At 72.9% G+C, this 18,403-nt stretch carries 17 protein-coding genes; 9 read left to right on the top strand and 8 right to left on the bottom strand.

The annotated features are described in order from the left end of the window. Positions 1-71 precede the first annotated feature (71 nt). Together HN031_RS09115 and HN031_RS09110 are read left to right on the top strand one after the other, a co-directional pair. Positions 72-533, top strand: coding sequence for a PPOX class F420-dependent oxidoreductase (locus tag HN031_RS09115; RefSeq protein ID WP_172269175.1), 462 nt, complete (start codon positions 72-74; stop codon positions 531-533). A gap of 42 nt (positions 534-575) precedes the next feature. Further along, positions 576-1,553: a pyridoxal-phosphate dependent enzyme gene (locus HN031_RS09110; protein WP_172269171.1), complete on the top strand. Its 978-nt coding sequence runs from the start codon at positions 576-578 to the stop codon at positions 1,551-1,553. A 10-nt stretch (positions 1,554-1,563) separates the two neighbouring features. Here the strand turns inward: HN031_RS09110 and HN031_RS09105 are convergent, their stop codons facing one another. Next, positions 1,564-3,522: a sugar-binding domain-containing protein gene (locus tag HN031_RS09105; RefSeq protein ID WP_367650707.1), complete on the bottom strand. Its 1,959-nt coding sequence runs from the start codon at positions 3,520-3,522 to the stop codon at positions 1,564-1,566. 146 nt (positions 3,523-3,668) lie between these two features. Here HN031_RS09105 and HN031_RS09100 point away from each other — a divergent pair, with 146 nt between their 5' ends. The 4 genes from HN031_RS09100 (at position 3,669) to HN031_RS09085 (ending at position 7,999) form a co-directional block, all read left to right on the top strand. Next, positions 3,669-4,676: a LacI family DNA-binding transcriptional regulator gene (locus tag HN031_RS09100; RefSeq protein WP_172269168.1), complete on the top strand. Its 1,008-nt coding sequence runs from the start codon at positions 3,669-3,671 to the stop codon at positions 4,674-4,676. 137 nt (positions 4,677-4,813) lie between these two features. After that, positions 4,814-6,124: an ABC transporter substrate-binding protein gene (locus tag HN031_RS09095; protein ID WP_172269165.1), complete on the top strand. Its 1,311-nt coding sequence runs from the start codon at positions 4,814-4,816 to the stop codon at positions 6,122-6,124. Between the two features lie 4 nt (positions 6,125-6,128). Next, positions 6,129-7,106, top strand: coding sequence for a carbohydrate ABC transporter permease (locus tag HN031_RS09090; protein WP_172269162.1), 978 nt, complete (start codon positions 6,129-6,131; stop codon positions 7,104-7,106). After that, a complete protein-coding gene (locus tag HN031_RS09085) occupies positions 7,103-7,999 on the top strand; it encodes a carbohydrate ABC transporter permease (RefSeq protein ID WP_172269159.1) in 897 nt (298 codons plus the stop codon). Before HN031_RS09090 ends, HN031_RS09085 begins: the two co-directional genes overlap by 4 nt. A 90-nt stretch (positions 8,000-8,089) precedes the next feature. Here HN031_RS09085 and HN031_RS09080 read toward each other — a convergent pair whose 3' ends face one another. The 4 genes from HN031_RS09080 to HN031_RS09065 form a co-directional block, all read right to left on the bottom strand. Continuing rightward, a complete protein-coding gene (locus HN031_RS09080; protein WP_172269156.1) occupies positions 8,090-8,446 on the bottom strand; it encodes a VOC family protein in 357 nt (118 codons plus the stop codon). A gap of 91 nt (positions 8,447-8,537) precedes the next feature. Beyond that, positions 8,538-9,809 (bottom strand): MFS transporter, encoded by a 1,272-nt coding sequence (locus HN031_RS09075; protein ID WP_172269153.1) that lies wholly within the window; start codon positions 9,807-9,809, stop codon positions 8,538-8,540. A gap of 58 nt (positions 9,810-9,867) precedes the next feature. Further along, positions 9,868-10,902 carry a LacI family DNA-binding transcriptional regulator gene (locus HN031_RS09070; RefSeq protein WP_172269150.1) on the bottom strand — a complete coding sequence of 345 codons (1,035 nt, stop codon included), beginning with the start codon at positions 10,900-10,902 and terminating at the stop codon, positions 9,868-9,870. Between the two features lie 93 nt (positions 10,903-10,995). Then, positions 10,996-13,746, bottom strand: a complete 2,751-nt coding sequence (locus HN031_RS09065) for an alpha-L-rhamnosidase C-terminal domain-containing protein (RefSeq protein WP_172269147.1) — start codon at positions 13,744-13,746, stop codon at positions 10,996-10,998. Between the two features lie 76 nt (positions 13,747-13,822). On the opposite strand from HN031_RS09065, the gene HN031_RS09060 reads away from it, so the two are divergent. After that, positions 13,823-14,239: a hypothetical protein gene (locus HN031_RS09060; protein WP_172269144.1), complete on the top strand. Its 417-nt coding sequence runs from the start codon at positions 13,823-13,825 to the stop codon at positions 14,237-14,239. A 15-nt stretch (positions 14,240-14,254) separates the two neighbouring features. On the opposite strand, the gene HN031_RS09055 is transcribed toward HN031_RS09060, so the two are convergent. Then, complete coding sequence (locus HN031_RS09055; protein WP_367650706.1) at positions 14,255-14,851, bottom strand: DapH/DapD/GlmU-related protein; 597 nt, start codon at positions 14,849-14,851, stop codon at positions 14,255-14,257. Then, positions 14,848-15,381: a cyclophilin-like fold protein gene (locus tag HN031_RS09050; RefSeq protein ID WP_367650705.1), complete on the bottom strand. Its 534-nt coding sequence runs from the start codon at positions 15,379-15,381 to the stop codon at positions 14,848-14,850. The genes HN031_RS09055 and HN031_RS09050 overlap by 4 nt, the downstream gene beginning before the upstream one ends. Before the next feature lie 111 nt (positions 15,382-15,492). On the opposite strand from HN031_RS09050, the gene HN031_RS09045 reads away from it, so the two are divergent. Both HN031_RS09045 and HN031_RS09040 read left to right on the top strand, forming a co-directional pair. Continuing rightward, on the top strand, positions 15,493-16,377 hold the full coding sequence (locus tag HN031_RS09045; RefSeq protein WP_172269141.1) for a helix-turn-helix domain-containing protein: 885 nt from the start codon (positions 15,493-15,495) through the stop codon (positions 16,375-16,377). A 225-nt stretch (positions 16,378-16,602) separates the two neighbouring features. Beyond that, positions 16,603-17,667, top strand: a complete 1,065-nt coding sequence (locus HN031_RS09040) for a phosphatase PAP2 family protein (protein ID WP_253943040.1) — start codon at positions 16,603-16,605, stop codon at positions 17,665-17,667. A gap of 25 nt (positions 17,668-17,692) precedes the next feature. On the opposite strand, the gene HN031_RS09035 is transcribed toward HN031_RS09040, so the two are convergent. Next, a complete protein-coding gene (locus tag HN031_RS09035) occupies positions 17,693-18,385 on the bottom strand; it encodes an NADPH-dependent F420 reductase (RefSeq protein WP_172269138.1) in 693 nt (230 codons plus the stop codon). Between the last annotated feature and the right edge of the window lie 18 nt (positions 18,386-18,403).

Genomic DNA, 18,403 nt, shown 5'->3' with positions numbered 1-18,403 from the left:
TGGCTGCGCCGTCGGTCACCGGTTGACTCGGGGTGAGCGACCCGCACCCGCCCGCGACCGGAAGGACGCCGATGCCCCGCACCGTGGCCACCACCACCCGCGTCGAGCTCGAGGGACTCCTCGACTTCGTCCGACCCCGGCACCGCTTCGTGCTCATCACCCGGCGCGCCGACGGCACCAGCCAGGCCTCGCCGGTGACGGGCGGCGTCGACGGCGCCGGACGCCTGGTCGTGTCGACCTACCCGGAGCGGGCGAAGACCCGCAACGTGCGCCGCGACCGCGCCGTCAGCGTCCTCGTCCTCTCGGACGACTGGGACGGGCCGTGGGTGCAGGTCAACGGCGAGGCGGAGGTGCTCGACGTGCCCGAGGCCGTCGAAGGGCTGGTCGAGTACTTCCGCACCATCTCCGGCGAGCACCCCGACTGGGACGAGTACCGCCAGGCGATGCTCGACCAGGGCAAGTCGCTGATCCGCGTGACGCCCACCGACTGGGGTCCCGTCGCCACCGGCGGGTTCCCGGCGCGGCTCGCCTGACGCCGCGTCCGGTGCGCGCTCCCACCCTGCGAGGCTGACCGCATGGCCCTTCCTCCCCACCGCCCGACCGGCCCCGACACCGCGGCGCTGGCCACCCTCCCCACGCCGCTGGAGCCGATGCCGCGGCTCGGCGTGGCGCTGGGGCTAGGGCCCGACGACCTCTGGGTGAAGCGCGACGACCTCATCGGGCTGGGCGGCGGCGGCAACAAGGTCCGCAAGCTCGAGCGCACCATGGCCGCCGCGCTGCACGACGGCGCCGACGTGGTCGTGACCAGCGGGGCCCCGCAGAGCAACCACGCGCGCCTGACCGCTGCCGCCGGCGCCCGGCTCGGGGTGCCGGTCGTCCTCGTGCTGGTGGGGGACGAGCCCGCCACGGAGACCGGCAACCTGCTGCTGGACCGCCTGCTGGGTGCCCGGATCGTGTGGGCCGGCGACGTCGGCGCCGAGGGCCTCGCGGCGGCGGTCCAGGACGCGGCCGACCACGAGCGGTCCGCGGGGAGGCGTCCGGGCGTGATCCCCTTCGGTGGCTCCAACGCCGTCGGCGCTCGCGCGTACGAGGACGCGGGCCGTGAGCTCCTCGACCAGGCTCCCGACCTGCGTGACGTCGTGGTGGCCGTCGGCTCGGGAGGGACGATGGCGGGGCTGGTGAGCGCCCTGGGGCCCGAGCGGGTCCTCGGCGTCGACACCGGTGCGGTCGACGACGCCGAGGACCGCGTCCTCTCACTGTGGGGCGCGATCGCTCCCGACGGCGCCGCCGCCGGGACGCTCCGGATCCGCTCCGACCACGTCGGCGCCGGCTACGAGGTCCTCACCGACGACACCCGCGCCGCGATGCAGCTGGTCGCCCGGACCGAGGGCATCGTCCTCGACCCCGTCTACACCGGCCGCGCGGCGGCCGGCCTGGTCGCGAGCGTCCGCGACGGTGCCGTCACGGCCGGGTCACGGACCGTCCTGCTGCACAGCGGAGGCCTGCCCGGCCTGTTCGGCCACCCGCACGCCTCGCCCTGGCGCGAGGCCTGAGCGACGCAGGTCAGGGGGCGTCGCCGGTCGGTGCGGCGGCCTCCTCGCGGGTCTGGTCCACCTCGCTGGCCGGGTCGGAGCGCGCGGGTCGCGACAGGGCCGCGCGGATGTGCTCCACCGGTGCCTTCGGCTCGCGGTCGGCGGTCAGGAGGCCGTTGTCCTCCTGCTCGGTGTCGGTGAGCTGGGTGTAGCAGAAGCCCGCGATGGTGGGGCTGTCGACCAGCGCGTCGACGAGCTCGGCCAGCTTGGCGACGAGGTCGTCGGCGCTGGCGACGGTGGAGTAGCCGAACCAGTCCTGGCCCTCGTCCGGGGTGAAGGACAGGCCGCCGAACTCGGTGATCACGACCGGCTGGCCGCGGTCGGTCCCCTCCTCGAGCAGCACCCGACGGCGTCCGGGACGGCCCTCGCGCAGGTTGCGGTCGAGCGCCTCGCGGGTGCCGTAGCGCTCGCGGAGCCCGCGTCCGCTCGGGCCGTAGTCGTGCACGCCCCAGATGTCGCTGTCGGTGTGCTCCCAGCCGTCGTTGCTGATCGCGGGCCGGGTCGGGTCGACCGACCGGGTCAGGTGGTAGAGCGCGGAGGCGAAGTGCCGCTGGGCGGCGTCCTGCTCGACCATCTGGAAGCCCCAGCTCTCGTTGAGCGGCACCCACGTGACGATGCAGGGGTGGCTGCGGTCGCGCCTGACGACCTCGAGCCACTCGCGGGTCAGGCGCTCGACCATCGTGGGCGAGTAGGCGTAGGGGCTGGGCATCTCGCCCCACACCACGAGGCCGAGGCGGTCGCACCAGTAGAGGAAGCGCGGGTCCTCGACCTTCTGGTGCACGCGTACGCCGTTGAACCCGAGCTCCTTGATCAGCTCGACCTCGCGGCGCAGCGCCGCCGGCGACGGCGCGGCGAGGTGCGACTCGGGCCAGTAGCCCTGGCCGAGCACCAGCCGGAGGAAGTAGGGGTGGTTGTTGAGCAGGAAGTGCCCGTCGGCGTAGCCGACCTGGCGGAAGCCGGTGTAGCTGGTGACCTCGTCGACCGGCTCGCCGTCGCGCAGCAGCGTGAGGTCGACGTCGAGGAGGTTGGGCCACTCCGGTCGCCAGGTGATGCGGTGCACCTCCTGGTAGTTGCGGGCGAACGGCAGCTCCACCGACAGCCGCAGGTCGGGGTCGACGACGGTGACCGTGGTCTCGGCGAGGGTCTCCCCCTCGAACCGCACCCGGCAGCGCAGCGCGAGGCCGGGACCGGCCGACCTGGGGACCCGCGCCTCCACGTCGATGCGGCCGCGCACCACGTCGGGGGTGACGTGCAGCTCGGTGAGGTGGGCGGGGCTGACCCGCTCCCACCACACGGGCTGCCAGATCCCGGTGGTGCGGTGGTACCAGATGGTGTGCGGCTTCTCGGCCCAGTCCTGCTTGCCCCGCGGCTGGGTGACGTCGTCGTGCCAGTCCTCCGCCCGCACGACGACGACCTGGTCGTCGGTGTCGGCCTCGAGGGCGGCGGTGACGTCGAGGGTGAACGACGAGTGCCCGCCCTCGTGGTCGCCGACGCGGTGGCCGTTGACCCAGACCGTGCAGCGGTAGTCGACCGCGCCGAAGGTCAGCAGGATCCGGTCGCCGTCGCCGGGCCGCGGGCACGGCACGACGCGGCGGTACCAGACGACGGGGTGGTAGCCGGGGTCGTGGATCCCCGAGAGCCGCGACTCCGGCGGGAACGGGACGACGATCTCGCGGTCGAAGACGTCCTCGCGGCCGGCCCACGACGCGTCGAGGCCGGCGTCCTCGTCGTCGTACGCGAACTGCCAGGGGCCGTCGAGCTCGGTCCACTCCGCCCGGGCGAACTGCGGTCGGGGGTGCAGGAGCTCGTCGGCGGGGTCCGGCGCACCGGTCCCCGGGTCGTTCCCCGGGTCGGTCCCCGGGTCGGTCCCCGGGTCGGTCCCTGGGTCGGTCCCACTGGCGTCCGGGGCGGTGACGGGAGACTCGGGCACGTGCTCTCCTAGGGTCGTGGACGGCGCGGCACGGCGCCGGGCGACACGGGGTCGTGGCGGACGACGCGGGTTCCTCGTATGTTTACATCGTTGGAGACGCGCAGCAACCCAGCCGGCGCACGGCGCCGTGTCACGGAGGACAGCTCATGGCGGTGAGGCTCAAGGACGTCGCGCTGCTGGCCGGGGTCTCGGTCAAGACCGTCTCCAACGTCATCAACGGCTACCCCCACGTCAGCGCGACGACCCGCGCGAAGGTCGAGGCGGCCGTCGAGCAGCTCGACTACCGCCCGAACCTCCAGGCACGCAGCCTGCGCACGGGACGTACGGGCGTCATCGCGCTCGGGGTGCCCCGGCTCGACGAGGTCTACTTCGCCGAGGTGGCCGCCCACGTCATCGAGGCGGCCGACCGGCTCGGCCTCACTGTGCTCGTCGAGCAGACCGACGGCGAGCGGCAGCGCGAGCTCGAGGTGCTCTCGGGAATCCGGCCGGGGCTCGTCGACGGGGTCATCCTCAGCCCCCTCGGCCTACTGCGCGAGGACATCGAGCAGACGGCACGACGTACGCCGGTCGTCATGCTCGGCGAGCACGTCACCGACAGCACCGTGGACCACCTCCGCATCGACAACGTGAAGGCGGCCGCGCGGCTGACGCACACCCTGCTCACCGCCGGGCGGCGGCGGATCGCGGTCGTCGGCACCCCGACCGAGCGGCACGTCAGCGCGGCCCGGCTCCGGCTGGCCGGCTACCAGCGCGCGCACGAGGAGCTCGGCATCCCCTGGCACGAGGAGCTGTGGGCGCCGGCCGCCAACTACCGCCGGGCCGACGGGGCTGCGGCGATCCACCGGCTCGTAGCGGCCGGCGCCCCGTTCGACGCGGTGTTCTGCTTCAACGACCTCCTCGCCCTCGGGGCGCTGGCCGCGCTACGCCAGCACGGGGTCCGGGTGCCCGAAGACGTGGCGGTGGGGGGCTTCGACGACATCGACGAGTGCGCCTACAGCGTCCCGACGCTGACCACCGTGTCGCCCGACAAGGTGCAGCTCGCGGTCCGCGCCGTGCACACGCTGCACGCCCGGCTGTCCGGCGTCGAGGAGTCGCCGGACCCCGACGTCCCCTTCGTGGTGGTCGAGCGGGACAGCACCGCCGGGGACCGCTGAGCCCGTCGGCCGCCCGCCGACTGCCGACCGTCGACCTGTGGCGGACGCCACATCCCCCGCTTTACATCGTTGGAAATCCGTAGTAGACCGGACCTGTCGCGCGGCCCCCCGACGCGCGCATCCCGAGGAGCTGAGCGATGACCCTGACCCGACGACAGCTGCTGGCGGTCGCCGGCGGCGCGACCGTGGCGTCCGTGGTGAGCGGGTGCGGTGGCGCGACCACGCCGGTGGTGGACACCGGCGCCGCGCTCGGCGCCAGCTATGACGGGCCGCCGGTCACGATCAGCTACTGGCACGGGTTCACCGGTGGCGACGGCCCGGCGATGCGCGACCTGGTCGCCCGGTTCAACTCCAGCCAGGACCTCATCACCGTCGAGCAGAACACCATCAACTGGGCGCAGTACTACCAGCGGGTCGTGGCCGCGGTGCACGCCGGCCGCGGTCCCGACGTCGGCGCCATGCACCTCGAGCAGCTGGCCACCCAGTCGGCCCGCCAGACGCTCAACCCGCTCGACGACGTCCTCGAGGAGCTCGGCATCAGCGCCGACCAGTACCCCGAGCAGGTCTGGAACGGCGGGATGGTCAACGACGTCCGGTACGGCGTGCCGCTCGACGTGCACTGCCTCGCGAGCTACACCAACCGATCGATGCTCGAGCGCGTCGGCGCCTCCGGGCAGCCGGGCACGGGCGACGAGCTGCGCCAGGTGCTCGACCAGATGACCGGCGAGGGCGTCGAGACCCCCTTCTGGATGCCGAACCGCTGGCCCGCCCACCTGATGTTCCTCTCGCTGCTGTGGCAGTTCGGCGGCGAGCCCTACGCCGAGGACGGCAGCGAGGCGCTCTTCGACAGCGACGCGGGCGTCGAGGCGCTGTCGTGGATGCGCCGCCAGGTCGAGGAGGGCTACAGTCCCGACAACGTCGCCGTGGACACCCAGTACACCGCCTTCAAGAACGGCGAGGGCGCCTTCACCTGGGACGGCATCTGGCAGATCAACGACCTGCAGGCCGCCGGCGGCGACCTCGACTGGGGCATCGCGCCGATCCCGACGATCGGCGAGCAGCCCGCCGTGTGGGCCAACTCCCACCACCTCGTCCTCTTCCGCGACCGCGAGCCCGAGGACGACCGGCTGAAGGCCGGCAAGGCGTTCATCCGCTACCTCACCGAGCAGTCGGCGGCCTGGTCCGGCGCCGGCATGATCCCCGCGCTCAACGAGGCGCGCGAGTCCACGGAGTTCAAGGACTCCCCGCAGTCGGCGCTCGCCTCTGCCATCCCGGCGATGCGCTTCCTGCCCAGCGTCCCCGGCGTCCCGGACGTGCAGACGCAGACGCTGGAGACAGCGGTGAGCGAGGCGATCCTCGGCCGGCTCAAGCCGGACGAAGCGCTCAGCGACGCCGCCGGCCGCGCGACGCAGCTGCTCCAGGCCAACCTCGACAAGTTCGGGCGGTGACACGATGACCACGACCCAGACGGTGGACGACGCGAGCGAGGACGTCCGGTCCGCGCCGGCCTCCGGTGCGCCACCGGGCGGGCGGCGCGAGCACGAGACCCGCGACGCCTACCTGTTCCTCGCCCCCTACCTGCTGCTCTTCCTGGCCTTCGTCATCGCGCCGTTCGCCTACGGCCTCTGGATCAGCCTCCACGAGTACGACTACTCGCTTCCGGAGAAGCCGTGGGTCGGGCTGGAGAACTACACCGGGCTCATCGACGGCACGTCGCCCTACGCCGAGGCGTTCTGGGACTCCATGAAGGCCACCTGGATCTTCACGGCGCTCTCCGTGCCGCTGCTGCTGGTGCTGCCGCTGCTCGTGGCGATGGTGATGAACGAGAAGTTCCGCGGCCGCAACCTGTTCCGGGCGATGTACTTCGCGCCGTACGTCCTCGGCGTGGCCGTGGTCGCGGTGCTGTGGCGCTACCTCCTCGACTCCAACATCGGGCTCGTCAACCACTACCTCGGCGTGCTCGGGCTGCCGTCGGACACCGCGTGGCTGACGTCGCAGCCGTGGGCGTGGATCTCGCTCGTCGGCGTCACCGTGTGGTGGACGCTCGGCTTCAACGCGATCATCTACCTCGCCGCGCTCGGGGAGATCTCCCCCGACCTCTACGAGGCCGCGCGGATGGACGGCGCCAACGGCTGGCAGCGGTTCATCCACGTCACGCTCCCCGGCCTGCGTCCGGTGCTGCTGTTCGTCACGAGCGTGACGATCATCGCCTCGGTCAACATGTTCGGGCAGTCGTTCCTGATGACCCAGGGCGGACCCGGCACGGAGACCCGCACCGCGATCTACCAGATCGCCGACACCGGCCTGACCAACTTCAACTCGGGGGACTCGACCGCGATGTCGATGATCTTCTCCTTCTTCCTGATGCTGGTCAGCACGCTGGTGTTCTTCCTGTTCCGCGACCGTGAGCCGGAGGGCAGCCGACGATGAGCACCGCCACCCCCACCCGCGAGCCCGCCACCGAGCACCGCGACGACCACAGCGGCTCGGCGGGCAGTCCGGCCAAGCTGCGCCGGATCCTGCAGTACGGCGTCCTCGGCGTCCTGACGCTGCTGTTCATCAGCCCGCTGGTCTACATGCTCTCGACGGCGTTCAAGACCACCGGCGACGCCGCCTCGCCCGACCCGCAGTGGATCCCGGACGACCCGACGACCCAGGCGTTCGACGCCATCCTCGGCAACGACGGCACTCCCGTCGTGCGCTGGCTCGTCAACTCGCTCGTCGCCGCCGGCCTGCAGTCGCTGCTCATCGTCGCCACGGCGGCGCTCGCCGGCTACGCGCTGGCGCGGATGGACTTCGCCGGCAAGAAGTGGATCTTCGGGATCATCATCGGCACGCTCTTCATCCCGCCGGTGATCCTGCTGATCCCCAACTACCTCATCACCAGCCGGATCGGGTGGCTCGACACCTTGGCCGCGGTCATCGTGCCGGGTGCGGCCGGCGCGTTCGGCGTCTTCTTCATGCGCCAGTTCTTCCTCGGCATCCCGCCGGAGCTCGAGGAGGCGGCCGCCATGGACGGGGCCGGGCGCTTCCGCACGTTCCTCACCGTGGTGCTGCCGCTGTCGCGACCGGCGCTGGTGACCCTCGGCATGCTGTCGTTCCTCACCAACTGGAACGACTTCCTCTGGCCCGTCTACGTCCTGTTCTCCCCCGAGAGCCAGACCCTGCCCGCGGGCCTCGCCACGCTGCAGAACGCCAACGCCGTGCGCTACGACCTGCTGATGGCCGGCGCGGTGATCGCGTCCGTGCCGGTGCTCGTCCTCTACGCCGCCGCGCAGCGCTTCGTCGTCGAGGGCGTGTCGCGGGCCGGGCTCAAGGGCTGACGGTCCCGGACACGACGACGCCCCGGAGGATCGCTCCGGGGCGTCGTCGCGCTGCGTCACGCCTGGGGTCGGCCGTCGCCGGCCGATCCGTCAGTCGGCGGGCGGGCTGTAGAGCTGGAGGTCGTTGCCCTCGCTGTCCCCGAAGGGGAGGATCCGGCCCCACGGGTGCTCCGAGATCTCGCCGGTCAGCTCGCCGCCCCGCGACGTGAGCTCGTCCCGCTCGTCCTCGATGCTGCCGTCGGGCTGGAACGAGATCACGGCACCACCGCCGTCCGAGCTGGTGGCGGACTCCCGCGCGTTGAGGCCGATCACCAGGCCGTCGGTCTCGAGCTCGGACCAGTCCTCGCTCTGCGACTTCAGCGACAGCCCGAGGACGTCGCGGTAGTAGGCGACGGCCCTGTCCATGTCGGTGACCGGGACCCAGACCGTGGCGATTCCGTTGACCATGTGGTGCTCCTTGCGGTGTGTGCTCGCGGATGTCGATCGTTGACGTCCTCGACGATGCCCGAGGCCGCGGGCCGACAAATCCCCCCAATGGCTATGGGGTCGGGACGCCTCGCGTGCTCCGAGCGGCCGGGCCGGCGGAGGGCCGCTCACGGGACCGCCGGCCGACCAGCACCGCCGCGGCGGCGATCACCGTGAGCAGCCAGAAGAGGACCGCGGGGTCATCCGCGAGGAGCGACGGCGTGACCAGGGCGAAGAGCGCGGCGGCGGCGCGGGCTCCGGCGATGGTCGCGCCCTGGAACGTCGCCCGCGCCGCCGGGGACACCGACTCCTGCGCCCAGACCTTGTAGAGGCCCTCGCCGACGTAGGGATAGGCCAGGGCGTAGAGGACGAGCGCGGCGACGGTCGCAGACAGCGACTGGCCGACCGTCAGGGAGAGCATCGCCTGCGAGCACACGAGTGCCACCGCGGCGAACGGATACACCGTGCGCCTCCACCGGGAGTCCGCGATGGCGCTGAAGGCGACCGTGCCGACGAGACCGACCAGTGTCATGCCGAACGAGATGGCGGTGGCCCCCGCCTGGCTGGCGTCACCCACCGTCACGAGGAGGTAGGTGCGGAAGCTGCCGAAGGTGTTCGCCACCAGCGTGTAGAGCAGGTAGAACAGCGCGACGGCGACCAGCACGCGTACGTCGCCCCGGGCGACCGGCGCTGCGGCGACCTCCCCCGCGCCGGTGCGCGGCCCGGCTGCCGCGCCCGGGTCCGGGCCCAGGTCCGGGTCCAGGTCCGGCGGTACGGCGCGTCGCCGCGCCGCCAGTGTCGCGAGGGCCCCGAGCGCCAGGGCGCCGAACACCGCCCGCATGCCGGGGAGGCCGAACGGCGAGACCGCGAACGCGGCGGCGCTGGCCAGGACGATGCCCACGGTCCACATGACGTGGGTGGCGGCGACCATCCGCCCGCGCAGCCGTGCGGGGACCCGGCCGGCGACCAGGGCGATGGAGGCGGGCAGGTCGGCCCCCGACCCGAGACCGAGGACGGCGACGCCGGCGACCAGGCCGGTCCGGGAGCCCGCCAGGGCCACCAGCGCAGCCCCGAAGGCGTACAGCGCGACGGTGGCGGTGAAGACGCGACGCCTCCCGAGGCGGTCCGCCAGCCAGCCTCCCGCGAGCGCGCCGAGCGCGATGGCGATCGTCATCGTCGCGCTGACGACCCCGACCTCGACGTCGTCGAGCCGGAGCTGCGAGCGCCACAGCGGCAGCGCCGAGCCGACGGAGATGATCGCCGCGCTGTCGAGGAGCGAGGCGGAGCCCGCCACGAGGACGAGCCGCTCGACGTGTCGCGGGTGCCGTGCGCGCGCCGGGTTCACGGCGACATCGACGAGGCCGTCGTCCCGGCGGCCCGAGCGGTCGCGGTCGCCGGCGGCGTCACGGGGCGGCGGTGGTCGAGGCGCGCACGACCAGCCGGGGCTCCAGCTCCACCTGACGGGGACGCGGCTCGTCGTCCGGCGCGCCGCCGGAGGCGATCTCGGCGAGCAGCAGCTCGGCGACGGCGACGCCGAGCCTCTCCTGCGGCGAGCTGACAGTGGTCAGCGGGACCGCGCCGAGACGGGCGAACTCGATGTCGTCGTAACCGACCACGCCCATGTCCTGCGGCACCGACACGGCGTGCCGGAGTCCCCCGCACAGCCCGAGCGCGACGAGGTCGTTGACGCAGAACACGCCCTCGGGACGGCTGGTCGACGGCCGGCGCAGCAGCTGTGCCGCCGCGTCCTCGCCCCCCGCCACCGAACGCTCCGGGCAGGTGACCACCTCGAGCGTCGCGTCGGGGTGCTCGGCCACAGCGGCCATCGCGCCCTGGAACCGCTCGGAGACCTGGTGCAGCTCCAGCGTGTCGGTGACGAACGCCAGCCGCCGACGCCCGGTCGCGAGGAGGTGCTCGGCGGCGAGGCGGCCGCCGTGGCGGTGGTCGATGGAGACCGAGGGCTGCTCGGGGCTCGTGGCGCGCTGCGCGCTGAGCACGCTGCGGAGACCGGCCCGGCGCAGCCGCGCGAGCTCGGGCTCGAGGTCGGTCACCGGGGTGATCACCAGCCCGGCGACGCGCTGCCTCTCGAAGAGCTCGAGGTAGGCGCGCTCCCGGGCGGGGTCCCCGCCGTCCACGGCCGAGAGGAGGTGCATCCCCGCCTGCGCCAGCCGGTCGCCCATCGCGGTGGTGATCGCCGGCGTGCGCGCGCTCGCGAGCTCGAAGGAGATGTAGCCGACGACCGTGCTGCGCCCGCGCCGCAGGCTGCGGGCGGCGTCGCTCGGGGAGAACCCGAGCGATGCGACGGCGGCGCCGACGCGGTCACGCGTGGTCGCGGTCATCCGCTCGGGGTGGTTGAAGAAGTTGGACACCGTGGTCACCGACACGCCTGCGAGCGCGGCGACGTCGCGGATGGTGGAGGGACCGCGGGCATCGGACATGGCGCGCACATCGTACGGTCGGCGACTCCTCCGACCGCCTGCACGGCCGCGGGCGGCGGCGGGAGCCGAGCTCCCGCCGCCGCCCGACGGACCTCACCGCTTGCGGCGCACGACCTTGACGGTCGCCCTGCCTCGGCTCGGCTCGATCGCCTCGTCACCCGGGTAGGCGACGGCGACCCTGTGCGTGCCGGCCTTCAGCCGCGGCAGGCGCGTGGACGCCCTGCCGGAGCCGTCGAGCCGGACCTTCTTGACCAGCCGGCCGTCCACGCGGACCGTGACCTTGCCGCGGGGGTCACCGGTGGAGCGGACCCTGATCCTCACCTTGGCCCGCTCGGTCGTGCTCGGCCTGCCGGGCTTGACCTTGACCTTCACCTCGGAGTCCGCCTTGCCGGCCGGGGGCGTCACGGGACCGGCACCCTGCGGCGCCACGGTGACGGCGAGCGCACCGCTCCCGGCGTTGAACGTGACGTAGCCGTCCGCGAGCGTGGCGTTGCGCGCCACGGACGTGCCGGCGACCCAGACGGGCTGGCCGTCCACGCGGACGACGGAGTCGGCCTTGACCGGCACGGCCACCGTCCCGGACGTGCCCGCGGGCGTGTCGAGCTGCATGCTGAACGTGCCGGCCTGCTCGTCCTGCTTCCACGAGGCGGCGATGGAGCCGGTCTCGGTCGGGACCACGCCCCGGCTGAAGGCCAGGTCCCCGGGGTGCGGCTTGACCGTCCAGGTCGAGTAGCCGGGGCCGACCGGCCGGACACCCAGCACCGACTCGGTCAGCTGCACCGTCGGGGAGGCGGCCCAGCCGTGCGCCAGGCTGGCGGTCGTCCGGTTGACGCCGCCCTCGGTGTTCTTGAACTCCCAGAACGTGCCGGTGTAGAGCGGGTTGGCCGGGTCGATCATGGTGCCCCACGTGCGACGCATCAGGTCGAACGCGCCCGCGGTGTCGTCGACCGCCAGTCGGCCGCCGGTCTCCATGCCGATGCCGAAGGGCTCGATCGTGTGCCCGGTGGGGTCGACGAGGCCCTCGCCCATGATGGCGCCGTGCGGGTTCCAGTTGACCTTGAGCGCCTCGAGCACGCGGCCCTCCTGGCCCTTGGGCACGAAGCCGTACTGCAGCGCCAGGCCGTTCACGTCACCCGCGACGAGGTCCGGCTTGAGGTCGCTCTGCCCGAAGACTCCGAGCCGCTGGTTCCACAGCGTGCTGGTCACGGCAGCCTTGATCCGGTCGGCCGTGGCGTCGTAGTCGGCGGCCCTGGCTGCCGAGCCGATCTCCCGCTCGTACCACGCCATCTCGCGGAGGAGGATGTAGTAGTCGATGCTGAACTTCGTGACGTAGCCGGGCATGTAGGACTGGAAGTAGTCGCGGTCGCCGCGGGTGTAGTTCGGGTCCTCGGGGTTGGCCGGGTTGCGCGGCGCGATGAGGTTCTTCTCGGTGTCGAGGAACCGCTGGTTGTAGGCCACCGCCTCCCGGACGTCCTCGAGGGTCTGGCGTGCGTAGGCCTCGTCTCCGGAGTAGCGGTAGTAGTCGATGATCGACCGCGCGCCGTAGCCGGAGTAGTTGACCGAGTAGTAGATCGGCGCACCCTGCCCGACCTCGTACGGGGCGTTGGGACCGCTGGCGGGGTTGGTGTTGAGCCGGCCCTTGTTGAAGTCGGGCGAGCCGGGGAGGTGGCCGTCCGCACGCTGCTCGCGGATGAGCTCGTCGAGGGACCACTTGACGTACTGCTCACCCACGTCGCCGAGCGTGCTGATCGCCGTGGGGCCCTGGATGATGAGGTCGCCCGTCCAGATGCTGCCGTCGCGCTTGGCGCCGTCGTAGATGCGGCCGTCGGGCAGGCCGCGCAGGCCGGGCAGCTTGAGGTTGGTCTGCAGCGTGTACGCGCCGGCGTACCAGAGCCGGTTGAGCTCGTCGTCGCTCGACTCGAACCAGCCCCTGTAGTCCTTCGCCGTCGCCCGGTAGGCCTGGAAGTCCACTCCGAGGTCGCGCAGCACCAGCGTGCCGGGCGTCTGCAGGGTGAGCATGACGAAGCGGAAGCCGGGGTGCGCGCCGGCCTCGACGCGGCCCGGGCCGGTGGGGGTGAGGTAGTCGTTGCCACCCACGAGGGACTGGCCGGGGTTCTCGTCGGAGGCCGGGCCGAGCGCGGAACTGGTGACGGGGGTGCCGGGCACCGACGGGTTGCCGCCCGAGGCGGGGACCGGGCCGGTGACCGGAGCGGTCAGCGGCTGGTCGAGCGTGATGGTGCCGGCGCCCTGACCCGGGACGGCGTTGGGCAGGAACGCCACGATCGTGCGGCGCTGCGCGGCCTCGCCCGTGCCGATGACGACCTCGCTGTCCACCTCGAGCCCTGCGGTGGAGGCCACGGGGATCACCGTGGCACCCGCCGGGGTGTTCGCGGAGACGGCCGTGGCGGCGGCGCGCCGGAGGAAGGACCGGGCCTCCCCGGTCACGACCTGGAGGGTCGGGGCGGCACCGCCTGGCGTCGCCGGCGTGGTCCTGACGACGTCCATGAACGGGACGCCGCTCATCTCCTTGCCGAAGTCCAGCACCACGGACGCAGGGGTCTCGCCCGGGCGGGTCGTCAGGGTCATGGACCCGTTGCGCTCGACCAGCGCCTCGGGTCGCGTCACGTCGCCGCGCGGGTCGGCGAAGGCGGTCGGGTAGACCTGGGGCGAGTCGGGGCCGAGGACGTACCTCGCCCACGAGTCCGCGGCGCCGTCGGCCGCCGCGGAGGCACCGGCACCGACGCTGCTCCCGGTCGCGAGCGACAGTCCCCCCGCCACCAGCAGCGCCGACGTGGCCAGGGAAGCGACGCGCAGACCGCGTCGTCGCAGTGAGTACTTCGACATGTGTCATCTCCAGTGTTTGACCGATACACCCAACCGGACCCTTCGCGGGACGGTGGTGGGCCCGCAGCCGGACCGCGTGATGGCCATCACAGTAGGCACCATCGTTGAAACGTTGCAAGTGAGGAGAACCGGTCACTTCACCCCGCCAGTCCATTCCCTGTTGACACTGCCGGCCCCGGTGCCGTCCACTCAGGACATGCGGATCCGGGACGACGTCCACTTGATCGTTTCACCACGTCCGGGCGCCGGCGCGGACGGCGCTGGGGCCCCGACGGACGAGCCGAACGCCGCGGGCGTTCCTCCGCGGTGGAACAGCCGTGACGTCGCCATCGTCGAGCTGCTGGCGCGCAGCACGCCGCGCACCGAGGTCGCCGCGCGACTCGGGTGCTCCCCCTCCACGGTCGACCGCCGCCTGGGGGTGCTGCGGGACTCGCTCGGTGTGCACACCACGATCGAGGTGATCGTGGAGGCCGTGCGCCGCGGTGTGATCTGATCGCACCGGCCGGGTCTAGCCCGGAGCGCTCACGTCGTGACCGGTCGCCCTGACCAGACGCGCCGGGACGCCGGCGACGACGACGTCCGGCGGCACGTCCCTGGTGACCACGGCACCGGCTCCCACGATGGCGCCGTCGCCGATCGTCACCCCGGGCACCACGGTCACCCCGGCGCCGAGCCACACCTTGCGCCCGATGACGACCGGAGCGGGGACCATGTCGGCGCGCCGGTGCGGGTCGACCGCGTGGTTCAGCGTGGTGACGGTGCTGCCGTGACCGATGAGGGTGCCGTCCCCGATCGTGATGCCGCCGGTGTCCTGGAAGCGGCACCCAAGGTTGATGAAGACGTCCTCGCCCAGGGACAGGTTCTTGCCGAACTCACTGTGGAACGGGGGGAAGACGGTGACCGACTGGTGGACCGGCCGGCCCGTGAGCCGGCCGAGGAGCGCGCGCACCTCCTCGGGCGTGCGGTAGCCCGCGTTCAGCTCGGCGGTGATCCGGAAGGCGTCCTGGGCGGCGTGGTGCATGAACACGTGGTGCTCCGAGCCGCCCGCGATGACCGCACCGGTCGCGACGTGGTCGAGGAAGTCCTGCAGCTGCACGGCGCTCACCCCGCCTCGACGGTCGCGGTGACCGGTCCGTCGATCTCGGCGATCCTCGCGGCGGCGTCTCCGTCGAGGCGGCCCAGGACCACGATGCCGGGGAAGGCGGACTGGTCGCCGTAGTAGAGGACGAGGTCGTGGCCCGGCGCGTAGTAGCCGAGGTCACCGACGTCGGGGTCGGCGCCGTCCGGCTGGCCGTCGAGGGACAGCGGAGCCGGCAACGGTCCGGTCTTCTCGACACCGCCGTGGTCGGTCATGTCGACGGTCACCGGCAGCTGCGTGAGGAGGTCGGCGGCTGCGGCGCTGGCGTCGAGGGTCGCGGTGAATCGTCGGTCGCCGATGGTGATGCGGACCTGCATGTCGTCCTCCGTGAGGTCGGGGGTGGGTCTGGTGCTGGCCGTGGGGTCGTCGGCGCCCGTGGGCCCGCTCGGCGCGGTGCTCGACCCGGTGCTTCCGCCGCCGCACGCACCGAGCGTCGCGGCCAGGGCGACCGCCGCCAGGCGCGCGCCGGGGGCGCGTACGGGGTCGCGGGTCGTCACGACAGCGAGTCAACGCGTCAGGACGTCAGTGAGGGAGTCCCTGCCGAGGGGCGTACTGACAGGACACCTCTCGAGCGCCCGCCGCCGCCCCGGCCGGCCTACGCTCGGTGCGTGGACAACCGGCAGGAGGTGCGCGAGTTCCTCACCACGCGCCGCGCCCGCATCACCCCGGACCAGGTCGGGCTCGCGACCACGGGCTCGCGCCGGGTGCCCGGCCTGCGGCGCAGCGAGGTGGCCACGCTCGCCGGCCTCAGCGTGGAGTACTACGCACGGCTCGAGCGCGGCCAGATCGCCGGAGCTTCCGCGAGCGTGCTCGAGGCGCTGGTCCGCGCACTGCAGCTCGACGAGACCGAGCGGGCCCACCTCTTCGACCTCGCCCGCGCCGCCGATGGCATCCCCGCCTCGAGCCGCGCGCGGCGGCGTACGCCGGCCCGCGCCGTGTCCCGGATGAGCCTCCGGTGGGCGCTCGACGCCGTCACCGACGGGGTCGCCCTCGTCCGCGACCCCTGCCAGAACCTGCTGGCGACCAACGCCCTGGGCCGCGCGTTCTACTCCCCTGTCATCGGCGAGGGCGAGCAGGGCAGGGGACGGACACCCAACCTCGCGCGCTTCCAGTTCCTCGATCCCGCCTCGCACGACTTCTACCCGGACTGGGAGGCGTTCGCCGCGATGTGCGTCGGGATCATGCGCACCGAGGCGGGACGCGACCCGCACGACCGGGAGCTCCAGGACCTCGTCGGCGAGCTGTCCACCCGCAGCGAGACGTTCCGCCGCTTGTGGGCCGACCACGACGTGCGCACGCACGGTGCGGGCACCAAGCGGTTCGCCCACCCCGTCGTCGGCGAGGTCACGCTCGCCTACGAGGAGCTGGCGGTCACCGCCGAGCCCGGCCTGGTGCTGCTCGTCTACACCGCCGAGCCCGGCTCCCCCTCCGCCGAGCGCCTCCGGCTGCTGGCGTCGTGGGTGGCGTCCGAGCAGGTGCCCGGGTCGCGCTGACGTTCCGACCGGATCAGGCGCGGCCGGAGGAGCGCGCATTCGCCTGCCCTTGGCCGTCTCGGGCACACTTGTCTTTCCCCCTGCATGTCCGGCGCACGTGCGGCCACCGCGTGCTGGACGGCGGGTGCGTCGAGTGCCTGCGCCCGGTCGCGGCACCCGGCCGGCACACCTCGAACCGCCCCAGCAGTCCCATGCCCACCGCTCGTCCGAGAGGAGCGCACCGTCATGGCAGTGACGACCCAGCACGAGGCCGCGGCCGTCGCGACCACGGACTCCATGCCCCGGCGCGCCTCGACCTTCCTCGTCGCGAACGCGTTCGTCATCGGCGCCCTCGCGTTCGCCGCGAGCCTGCTGCTCGACCGGCCGATCGCCGACCCCGAGGGCAGCTTCCTCGGGCCGTCGTGGGTGCGGCTCCCGGTGCTGTGCGCGGCGGCTATCGTGGCCGACCTCCTGCCCCGCGCGCTGTGGCAGGGCCGCCTCGACCCGGTGCGCACGGTCGACGCGGTGCGCCACCGGCTGCGCACCCACTGGACGGGTCCGCGGCTGCGGCTCGTCGTCGTGGGGATCTCGGCGTTCTACGTCATCTACGTGTCCTACCGGAACCTCAAGTCGGTGCTGCCGCTGGTGCGCGACGTGAAGTACGACCGCGAGCTGAGGGTGCTCGACCGGCTGCTGCTCCTCGGGCATGACCCGGCCACCGTGCTCCAGGATGTCCTCGGCACCGGCGTGGTGGCGCACCTGCTGTCGGCGGTCTACCTCACCTACATCCCGCTGGTGGCGATCCTCGTCACCGTCTGGCTGGTGTGGTCCACCAACATCCGCTACGGCTGGTGGTTCGTCACTGCGCAGGGCATCGCCTGGACGCTCGGCGCGGCGTCGTACTACCTGCTGCCGACGCTCGGGCCGGGAATCATGTACCCCTGGCTGACGACCGACCTGACGCCCAACGGCACGTCGGACCTCATGGACTCGCTGGTCCACGCCCGGCAGGGCTTCCTCTGGGGCGACGGCGACTACCAGGGCGTGGCCGGGTTCGCGAGCCTGCACACCGCGATCGCGCTGCTGTGGGCCCTGATGGCCCGCGCTACGATCGCGAACCGCACGATCCGCACCGTCTTCTGGCTCAACTTCGCCGCGACCGTCGTGGCCACGCTCTACTTCGGCTGGCACTACATCGCCGACGACCTCGCGGGCGTGGCCATCGCGATCGCGGCGTTCCGGATCGGGGCCTGGGCCACGGGGCACCGGCTGGACCCGGTGCGACCCGCCGAGCGCGTCAGCAGCTCCTAGGCCCGGCCGGCGCGGACCCGAGGCGTCAGGTGTCGCGGCGTCGCACCGCCGCGGCCAGAGCCGCGCGCAGGTCGTCGGCGGTGGCCCGCCGGGTGCCCGTCGCGAAGTCCTGCGCGCCCGGAGCGACGTACGGCTGACCGTATGCCGGGGTGTCGGGCTGGTAGCGCCAGCCCTCGGCGAGCGGCCCGGCGTCGTGGGCGTCGTAGCCGATGGAGTCGAGGAACGCGACGACCGCCTCCTTGGCCGCGGCGTCGTCGCCGGCGATCGCCAGGGCGGAGCGCTCCGGGTCGCCCGAAGGGCGCTGGAGGCTGCCGAGGTGCGCAGCTGCGATGTTGTTGAAGGCCTTCACGACGTGCGAGTCGGGCAGGTGGGCCTGGAGGAGCTCGGAGCTCGTGGTCGAGTCGTCGTCGAGCTCGGCGATGTGGCCGTCGCGCTGCGAGTAGTAGTTGTTGGTGTCGATGACGACCTTGCCGCGCAGCGGCTCGACGGGCACCTGCCGGTAGGCCTTCAGCGGCACGGTGACCACGACGACGTCGCCCGCCTCGGCGGCCTCCGCGGCCGTCGCGGCCCGCGCGCTGTCACCGAGGTCGGCGACGAGGTCGACGAGCGTCTCGGGGCCGCGACTGTTGCTCAGCACGACCTCGTGCCCGGCATCGACCGCCAGCCGGGCGACCGTGCTGCCGATGTGTCCACTGCCGATGAGTCCGATGGTCGTCATGGTGGGGTGAACGGGCGC

Source organism: Nocardioides sp. zg-1308 (genome assembly GCF_013155375.1).
GTDB classification, from domain to species: Bacteria; Actinomycetota; Actinomycetes; order Propionibacteriales; family Nocardioidaceae; genus Nocardioides; species Nocardioides renjunii.
This window is presented reverse-complemented; position numbering and strand designations above follow the sequence as displayed.